Below are 7,443 nucleotides of genomic sequence, written 5' to 3'. Positions count from 1 at the left end.
GTTGTTCAGACCTTCCCTAGAAGGAATTCACCGTCAGAATCTGCCGCGGTGACGCTTTTTGCTTGAAATGCGAATGCAGCCATTTGGATGCTAGCGCCCGAAATAATTCGACCCGATGGGGCCCCGACTATGGTGCAACATCAGTTGCGCCCGCTACTACACACTCATTGAAACTCCTGTGCGCCCCAACGCTGGTGGCAGCCGCACCGCGGAGCGGCTGCCTTGATCAATTACCCAGCATCTAATCGACGTTGATGGCGCACAATCAGCCAGTAGCCGAATAAGGCAAATAATAGGCCGAGAACCGGTGCCAGAAGCATAGCCATACTCAGACTCATAACCCGCGGTCGGCTCCCGGCGGCGCCATTAAAGCTAGAGAGGCCTCTACGTTGTTCATGACGACGGATTTCTACACTAGACAAGTTGCATCGTGGCCGGCCGAAGGGCGCCATGTGATGGCCCAGTCCGACGAGACGTCCATAACCGTCTATCAAGCGTATCGCCCAGCGATTGCGGACTACGCCGTGGCCCACCAGCAATTCGGTGGAGAATTCAGTTACTCGCGCATGAGTTGGGTCAAGCCGAACTTTCTCTGGATGATGTATCGGTGTGGATGGGCTTCCAAGGAAGGACAGGAACGTGTGCTGGCCCTCCGGCTGCCGAGGCGATTTTTCGATGAATTGTTGCAGCTGGCCGTTGCCTCCAGCTACGACCACGTTCAATTTTCATCACGTGAACAGTGGCAAGCAGCCTTGGCACAATCCGACGTTCGTCTGCAGTGGGATCCTGACCACGACCCAGCCGGCAAACCGGTACCGAGGCGAGCTTTACAGCTTGGGCTTCGTGGCGATGTCCTGCGGCGTTTCGGTAGCACGGAGCTGATCTCGATACAGGACATTACGCCGTTTGTGATCGAGCAGAGAGCCAATGCGCACGGACACTTCGAGAGACTGCTTACCCCAGTGGAGACTGTTTACCACGCCAATGCGGTTGCGGCCAAAGCTGCCGGCATCTCATCGGGTGGGCTCTAGCGATTCACCCATGCCACCAACGCGTTGCAGGCAGCCGTCCTTCAGCATTGGCGCCTTGCATGCACTGTAAGTCGATGCCGCCATCGTAGACCGATGGCGCGCATGCCCCCCACATGTCCGCTGAAGAGTAGGCATTCGCCGCGCCCCCCGGTGAAGATCCGCGCACGAAGCCAGCGATAAGAAGCGCGGCCCCCGCCTTGAGCAATCATTATCCCCGCTGAGGACGATCCAGCACGCGCCCGATCCCGCTCGCATCAATCTCGTTCGCCGCGTCTGCCAATGACTGAAAATCGCTGCCCTCTTCGAACCCGATACGAAAATGCAGCTCACCCGCCGGTGTGCGCGAGGAATGGATCGACGACAGGTTCACCGCGTGCCGCTCGAAGACATGCAACAGCGTACGCAGCGAACCGGGCTGGTCTTCGGGCAGATACACGCTCAAGGTCAGCGGCTCGGTGAGGTCGGCCAGCAGGTAGCCCACGCGCTCATAGGTGTAGTTGCCTGCAGCCAGCGCAGTGTGTTGCAAAGCGTGCACGTTCGCGTCCAGGAACTGACTGCGGAACTGCGCGCGTGCCGCATCGTCGCCTTGCGCCACCAGTGCGCGTAACTGCTGCAGCTGCGACAGCAGGCGGTCGAGCATTTCGCCGACGTACGGATTACCGAACTGGATGTCTTCGTAGATCGATGGGTTGAGCGAGAGGATTCGCGCGATCACCGCCGTGTCCAGCTCGAACGACGCGGAGCGATACGGCATCAATGCCTGCAAGTGGCCCAATAGCGGTGCGTAGTCGCGCAAGGTGCCAGCCTGCGCAAGATGGGTGGCATGCACCATCGCCTGCACCAAGGCCATCACCCGATCGTGGTGCTCGGGCGTTGCATACACGCACTCCGCCTGGAGTGCTGCGTACAAGGTCTGTACCCACGCCGACCAGTGCTGCAGGCGCGCTTCGCAGACCACCATCACCCGCCCCTTCAAGGTTGGCGACTTGGGCGGCGCGGTCATCGGATGCAGACCGACGACGTCTGCTTGCGATGCCAGCATCGCAGCGACCGGCGCCTGCTTGATCGAGGTGATGTCCATCCACAACTGCGATGCAGCGCGTTGCCCGGCAAGCTCCACATAGCGCTGGATCAACGCCGCGGTGTGGCGAATCGGCGCAGAGAAAATCAACACATCTGCGCGCTGCGCCAGGGTGGCTTCGTCGATGTCGCCGCCAGCTGCCGGATCGAAGCCGATCACCTGCAAGCCCATGCGCGTGCGCAGGAACTGCGCCAGCCAGCGTCCGTAGGCGCCGGCAATGCCGACGATGCCGACCACCGGCTGCGCACTCATGCCAGGCGCTCGACGGCAAAGCGCGGCAGTGCCGCGAGCGCGGCCGGCGCGGCGGCCAGAACATCGAACTCTTCGTAGCCTGCAGCCAGCGTGGCCTCCAGCGCGCTGTGCACGCCGGTCAGCGCGTGTCCCACCGCCTGCTCGAACGGCAGATCGCGCAGCAAAAAGCCGATCAGCAGTGCCATCAGCACATCGCCGGTGCCGGCCACGTCGACCGGCAGATGCGGGCTGGCCCAGCGATACACCGCATCCGTGCTGACCGCCAGGGCCACCAATTCGCCTGTCGCGCCGGCAACGCTGTGCGCAAGCACCCAATGCGGGCCGCGGGCGAGCAGGACACGCGCCGCGGCGATGGCGTCGTCCTGCTCCAGGCTGGGCATACCGGTCAGGCGTCCCAACTCGAACGCATTGGGCGTGACCAGCCAGGCATGCGGCAGCAGCCGTTCGGCGAACACGCGCTCCAGCCCCGGCTCGACGTAGGGGCCGGTGTGCGTATCGCCGATCACCGGATCCAGGCAATAGCGCAGCTGCGGCGCCTGCGGCAGGGTCTGTTCAAGCCAATCGGCGAATGCTTCGCCATTGGCGAGGCTGCCGAAATAGCCGGAGACCAGCATGCGCGCCCGCTGCGGCAGGCCGCGCTCGGTGGCGCCGAGCAACAGGTCGGCCAGCCAGTCGGCCGGCAGGATACGGCCGCGCAAGGTCGCATAGAACGGCGCGTTACTGAGCAAGGTGGTTGGCACTTCGGCCACACGCAGGCCGAGCGCACGCAGCGGCGGCACGGCGGCGCTATTGCCGGCATGGCCGTAGACCAGCTGCGACTGCACCGAGATCACATCGATCGGCGAAGGACCATCCGGGCGCTGGCGGCGACCGTGGACGAGATGGCTGTCGGTTGCATCGCTCATGGGAGACGCCGTCGTGAAGGGAGAGCCCCATTATCTGCCGCAATGCGTGAGCGCGTGGAGTGTCTGGAGCCGCGCCGTGTTCGGTGCGACGCGCCTCGACTGGATGCGGTCCGGAGAAGCGCTGACATTGCAGCCGAGTGGCGACGCCCACGCCAGAACCGAACGCATCAGCGCTGCGCAGTCTCTGCATGTTTTGCAGATATTCCGGCCTGACCAGGCGCGATGGCGCTGACCCGGCAGCTATCGACGTAGCGTCGCGATGGTATCAGTGGCGCAGGTGCAGTCTGCGGCGGCGCGTGGCGATTCGATCAAGCGGCGCGCGTGACGGAGTGAGGCGCAGACCTGCACGCAGGGCGGCACGACGTGTTGGCACGTGGAGATTTCCAGTGCTGCCCGGCTTCAGCAGAGCGAGCGGCCAGGCTGCCGCTTGCAGGGCGGCGTTGGCACTCGGCATGCCGCACCCTCATCCGCCCTTCGGGCACCTTCTCCCGAGGGGAGAAGGGTGTCGTTGTTCTGGCACCTTTTCCCGAGGGGGAAGGATGTCGTTGTTCTGGCACCTTTTCCCGAGGGGGAAGGATGTCGTTGTTCTGGCACTTTTTCCCGAGAGGGAAGGATGTCGTTGTTCTGGCACTTCTTGCGGGCGAGTTTCTTGTACTTTCTTGCGAACGTGCTTCTTGCAGTTCTTCCGAGCGAGGAGGATATCGTTCGTGCGGCCGTCCCACGAAGGGAAACGATGTCGCAGCCCCATCGCTTTCCAGCGAGCGGAGGACGGCCGTCCTTGAGTCATTCGACTTGCCCAATGCCCCCGCCTGCTCCCGGCAGGAGCAGGCGGGGGCACGTTCGGCAGCGTGGCCCGCTGCCGATGACGTCGTTTACGACGTCATGCGATCCCAGAAACCCTTGACGCCATCGATGAAGGTGGCCGACTTGGGCGAATGCTTGCGCGCATCCTCACCGGTGAAGGTTGCCTCGAACTGCTGCAGCAACTCGCGCTGATCGGCGGTCAGGTTCACCGGCGTTTCGACCACCACGCGGCAATACAGGTCGCCTTCGCTGCGGCTGCGGACCGAACGCACACCCTTGCCGCGCAGGCGGAACAACTTGCCGGTCTGGGTCTCGGCAGGAATGCGGATTTCCGCTTCGCCGCCGAGGGTCGCAACGCGTACGGTGTCGCCGAGCGCGGCCTGCGAAATGCGGATCGGCACTTCGCAATGCAGGTCGTCGCCATCGCGCTGGAAGATCGCATGCTCGCGCACGCGTACTTCCACATACAGGTCACCCGGCGGTGTGCCGGCCGGGCCGGCCTCGCCTTCGCCTGCCAGGCGGATGCGGTCGCCGGTGTCCACGCCGGCGGGCACCTTGATCGACAGCACCTTGTCTTCTTCCACGCGACCGGCGCCATGGCAGGTCTTGCACGGGTTCTGGATCAGCGTGCCGCGTCCATCGCAGTGCGGGCAGCTCTGCTGCATGGCAAAGATGCCGCGCTGGATACGCACCTGGCCGCGCCCATGACAGGTGGCGCAGGTCTGGACCTTGCCGTCTTCCGAGCCGCTGCCGTGGCAGGGTTCGCATTCGACCAGGGTGGGAATCTCGATGCGGCGCTCGATCCCGGCGACGGCTTCTTCCAGATCCAGTTCCAGCACGTAGCCGACGTCGGCGCCACGTCGCGCAGCGCGCGGACCGGCGGCGCCACCGCCGAAAATATTGCCGAAGATATCGCCAAAGATATCTCCCATGTCCGGGCCACCCGGCCCACCGCCACCACCACCCATGCCGTGCTCGAACGCTGCATGACCATGCGCGTCGTAGGCACGGCGTTTGTTGCCGTCCGACAACACTTCATAGGCTTCCTTGCACTCCTTGAACATCGCCTCGGCCGCAGCATCGCCCGGGTTGCGGTCCGGATGGTGCTTCATGGCGCAACGTCGATACGCCTTCTTCAGCTCGTCGTCGCTGGCGCCACGGGCAACGCCCAGCACTTCGTAGTAATCGCGTTTGCTCATAAGCCGGTATTGGGGATTCGTGATTTGGGATTCGTTGAAACGCAAAAGCGGACAGCGTGTGCTGGTCCGCCTTGGCGACGCGACGCGTAAAGGATATCGGGATGGGGATCGGCACCTTTAGCGGCTGCCAATCCCCACTCCCGACTCCCAAACCACGGCCTACTTCTTGTCGTCCTTGACCTCGGTGAACTCGGCGTCCACCACGTCGTCGGCGGCCTTGGAGGCCTGCGCGTTGCCGCTGGCCGCATCGGCGTTACCGCCCTGCTCTGCCGCGGCGGCCGCGGCGTACAGCGACTGACCGGCTTCTTCCAGCGTCTTGCTGCGCGCTTCGATCTGCGCCTTGTCGTCGCCCTTCATGGCTTTTTCCAGATCCGACAATGCCGCTTCCACCTTGCCGATCACATCGCCACCGACCTTGCTGCCATGCTCGGTGATCGCGGTGCGGGTGGCGTGGATCAGGCCATCGGCCTGGTTGCGGGCCTGCACCAGTTCCTGGAACTTCTTGTCTTCCTCGCGGTTGGCTTCCGCGTCGGCGACCATGCGCTGGATCTCTTCGTCCGACAGACCCGACCCGGCCTTGATCTCGACCTTCTGTTCCTTGTTGGTCTTCTTGTCCTTGGCCGACACGTGCAGGATGCCGTTGGCGTCGATGTCGAACGACACTTCCACCTGCGGCATGCCGCGCGGCGCCGGCTCGATGCCGGACAGGTCGAACTTGGCCAGCGACTTGTTGAAGCGGGCCTGCTCGCGCTCACCCTGCAGCACGTGCACGGTCACGGCCGACTGGTTGTCCTCGGCGGTGGAGAAGGTCTGCGAGGCCTTGGTCGGGATGGTGGTGTTCTTTTCGATGATCTTGGTGAACACGCCGCCCATGGTTTCGATACCCAGCGACAGCGGGGTCACGTCCAGCAGCAGCACGTCCTTGACGTCGCCGGCCAGCACGCCGCCCTGGATCGCAGCGCCCACGGCCACGGCTTCGTCCGGGTTGACGTCCTTGCGCGGTTCCTTGCCGAAGAAATCGGCAACCGCCTGCTGCACCTTCGGCATGCGGGTCTGACCGCCGACCAGGATCACCTCGTTGATGTCGCTGGCGCGCAGGCCGGCATCGTTCAACGCGGTGCGGCACGGCTCGATCGACTTCTTGACCAGGTCTTCCACCAGCGCTTCGAGCTTGGCACGGGTCACCTTGATGTTGAGGTGCTTCGGGCCCGAGGCATCGGCGGTGACGTACGGCAGGTTCACTTCGGTCTGCTGGCTGGTCGACAGCTCGATCTTGGCGCGCTCTGCGGCGTCCTTCAGGCGCTGCAGCGCCAACGGATCCTTGCGCAGATCGATGCCCTGATCCTTGTTGAACTCGTCGACCAGGTACTCGATGACGCGGTTGTCGAAGTCTTCGCCACCCAGGAAGGTGTCGCCGTTGGTGGCCAGCACCTCGAACTGCTTCTCGCCATCGACTTCAGCGATTTCGATGATCGACACGTCGAAGGTACCGCCGCCCAGGTCGTACACGGCGATCTTGCGGTCGCCGCCGTTCTTGTCCAGGCCATAGGCCAGGGCTGCGGCGGTCGGTTCATTGATGATGCGCTTGACGTCCAGACCGGCGATGCGGCCGGCGTCCTTGGTGGCCTGACGCTGGCTGTCGTTGAAGTATGCCGGCACCGTGATCACCGCCTCGGTGACCTTCTCGCCCAGGAAGTCCTCGGCGGTCTTCTTCATCTTTTCCAGCACGCGCGCAGAAATTTCCTGCGGCGCCATGCGCTTGCCATCGCTGGTCTGCACCCAGGCATCGCCGTTGTCGTGGGCAAGGATGCCGTACGGCACGTGCGAGATGTCCTTCTGCACTTCGGCGTCGGTGAACTTGCGGCCGATCAGGCGCTTCACCGCGTAGAAGGTGTTCTTCGGGTTGGTCACCGCCTGGCGCTTGGCCGAGGCGCCGACCAGCACTTCGCCGTCCTTGGTGTAGGCGACGATCGAAGGCGTGGTGCGGTCGCCCTCGGAATTTTCGATGACGCGGGCCTTGCCGCCGTCCATGATCGACACGCACGAGTTCGTGGTGCCGAGGTCAATACCAATGATCTTGCCCATGGATACGCTCCTGATGATTCTGTAGCTGTGTCCGGCGACGCCGGGTCTGGCTGAGATGTGGGGGTGGCGCGCAGGTGTTCAAGCCA

6 protein-coding genes are annotated in these 7,443 nt (G+C 63.7%); 2 read left to right on the top strand and 4 right to left on the bottom strand.

Annotation, left to right across the window (positions count from 1 at the left end):
• Window positions 1–455: 455 nt before the first annotated feature.
• Window positions 456–1,031, top strand: coding sequence for a DUF4291 domain-containing protein (locus Y887_RS06055; RefSeq protein WP_245879360.1), 576 nt, complete (start codon window positions 456–458; stop codon window positions 1,029–1,031).
• A gap of 208 nt (window positions 1,032–1,239) precedes the next feature.
• Here Y887_RS06055 and Y887_RS06050 read toward each other — a convergent pair whose 3' ends face one another.
• Both Y887_RS06050 and pdxY read right to left on the bottom strand, forming a co-directional pair.
• On the bottom strand, window positions 1,240–2,364 hold the full coding sequence (locus tag Y887_RS06050) for a prephenate dehydrogenase (protein ID WP_046963480.1): 1,125 nt from the start codon (window positions 2,362–2,364) through the stop codon (window positions 1,240–1,242).
• Complete coding sequence (pdxY, locus tag Y887_RS06045) at window positions 2,361–3,269, bottom strand: pyridoxal kinase (RefSeq protein WP_046963479.1); 909 nt, start codon at window positions 3,267–3,269, stop codon at window positions 2,361–2,363. Before pdxY ends, Y887_RS06050 begins: the two co-directional genes overlap by 4 nt.
• On the opposite strand from pdxY, the gene Y887_RS06040 reads away from it, so the two are divergent.
• A complete protein-coding gene (locus Y887_RS06040) occupies window positions 3,268–3,501 on the top strand; it encodes a hypothetical protein (RefSeq protein ID WP_046963478.1) in 234 nt (77 codons plus the stop codon). The two genes, pdxY and Y887_RS06040, sit on opposite strands and share 2 nt — an antisense overlap.
• A 640-nt stretch (window positions 3,502–4,141) precedes the next feature.
• On the opposite strand, the gene dnaJ is transcribed toward Y887_RS06040, so the two are convergent.
• The gene (gene dnaJ, locus Y887_RS06035; RefSeq protein ID WP_046963477.1) at window positions 4,142–5,272 is read right to left on the bottom strand and encodes a molecular chaperone DnaJ; all 1,131 of its coding nucleotides are present in this window, start codon (window positions 5,270–5,272) and stop codon (window positions 4,142–4,144) included.
• A gap of 159 nt (window positions 5,273–5,431) precedes the next feature.
• The gene (gene dnaK, locus Y887_RS06030) at window positions 5,432–7,357 is read right to left on the bottom strand and encodes a molecular chaperone DnaK (RefSeq protein WP_046963476.1); all 1,926 of its coding nucleotides are present in this window, start codon (window positions 7,355–7,357) and stop codon (window positions 5,432–5,434) included.
• Window positions 7,358–7,443 lie beyond the last annotated feature (86 nt).

Source organism: Xanthomonas pisi DSM 18956, assembly GCF_001010415.1.
Lineage (GTDB): Bacteria > Pseudomonadota > Gammaproteobacteria > Xanthomonadales > Xanthomonadaceae > Xanthomonas > Xanthomonas pisi.
The sequence above is the reverse complement of the archived record's forward strand: the minus strand, read 5'-3'. Positions and strand labels throughout refer to the sequence as shown.

Excerpts from the sequence above, each read along its gene's own strand:
- Y887_RS06055 (WP_245879360.1), top strand. The coding sequence starts at position 456 with ATGGCCCAGTCCGACGAGACGTCCATAACCGTCTATCAAGCGTATCGC.
- Y887_RS06050 (WP_046963480.1), bottom strand. The coding sequence starts at position 2,364 with ATGAGTGCGCAGCCGGTGGTCGGCATCGTCGGCATTGCCGGCGCCTAC.
- Y887_RS06040 (WP_046963478.1), top strand. The coding sequence starts at position 3,268 with ATGGGAGACGCCGTCGTGAAGGGAGAGCCCCATTATCTGCCGCAATGC.
- pdxY (WP_046963479.1), bottom strand. The coding sequence starts at position 3,269 with ATGAGCGATGCAACCGACAGCCATCTCGTCCACGGTCGCCGCCAGCGC.
- dnaJ (WP_046963477.1), bottom strand. The coding sequence starts at position 5,272 with ATGAGCAAACGCGATTACTACGAAGTGCTGGGCGTTGCCCGTGGCGCC.
- dnaK (WP_046963476.1), bottom strand. The coding sequence starts at position 7,357 with ATGGGCAAGATCATTGGTATTGACCTCGGCACCACGAACTCGTGCGTG.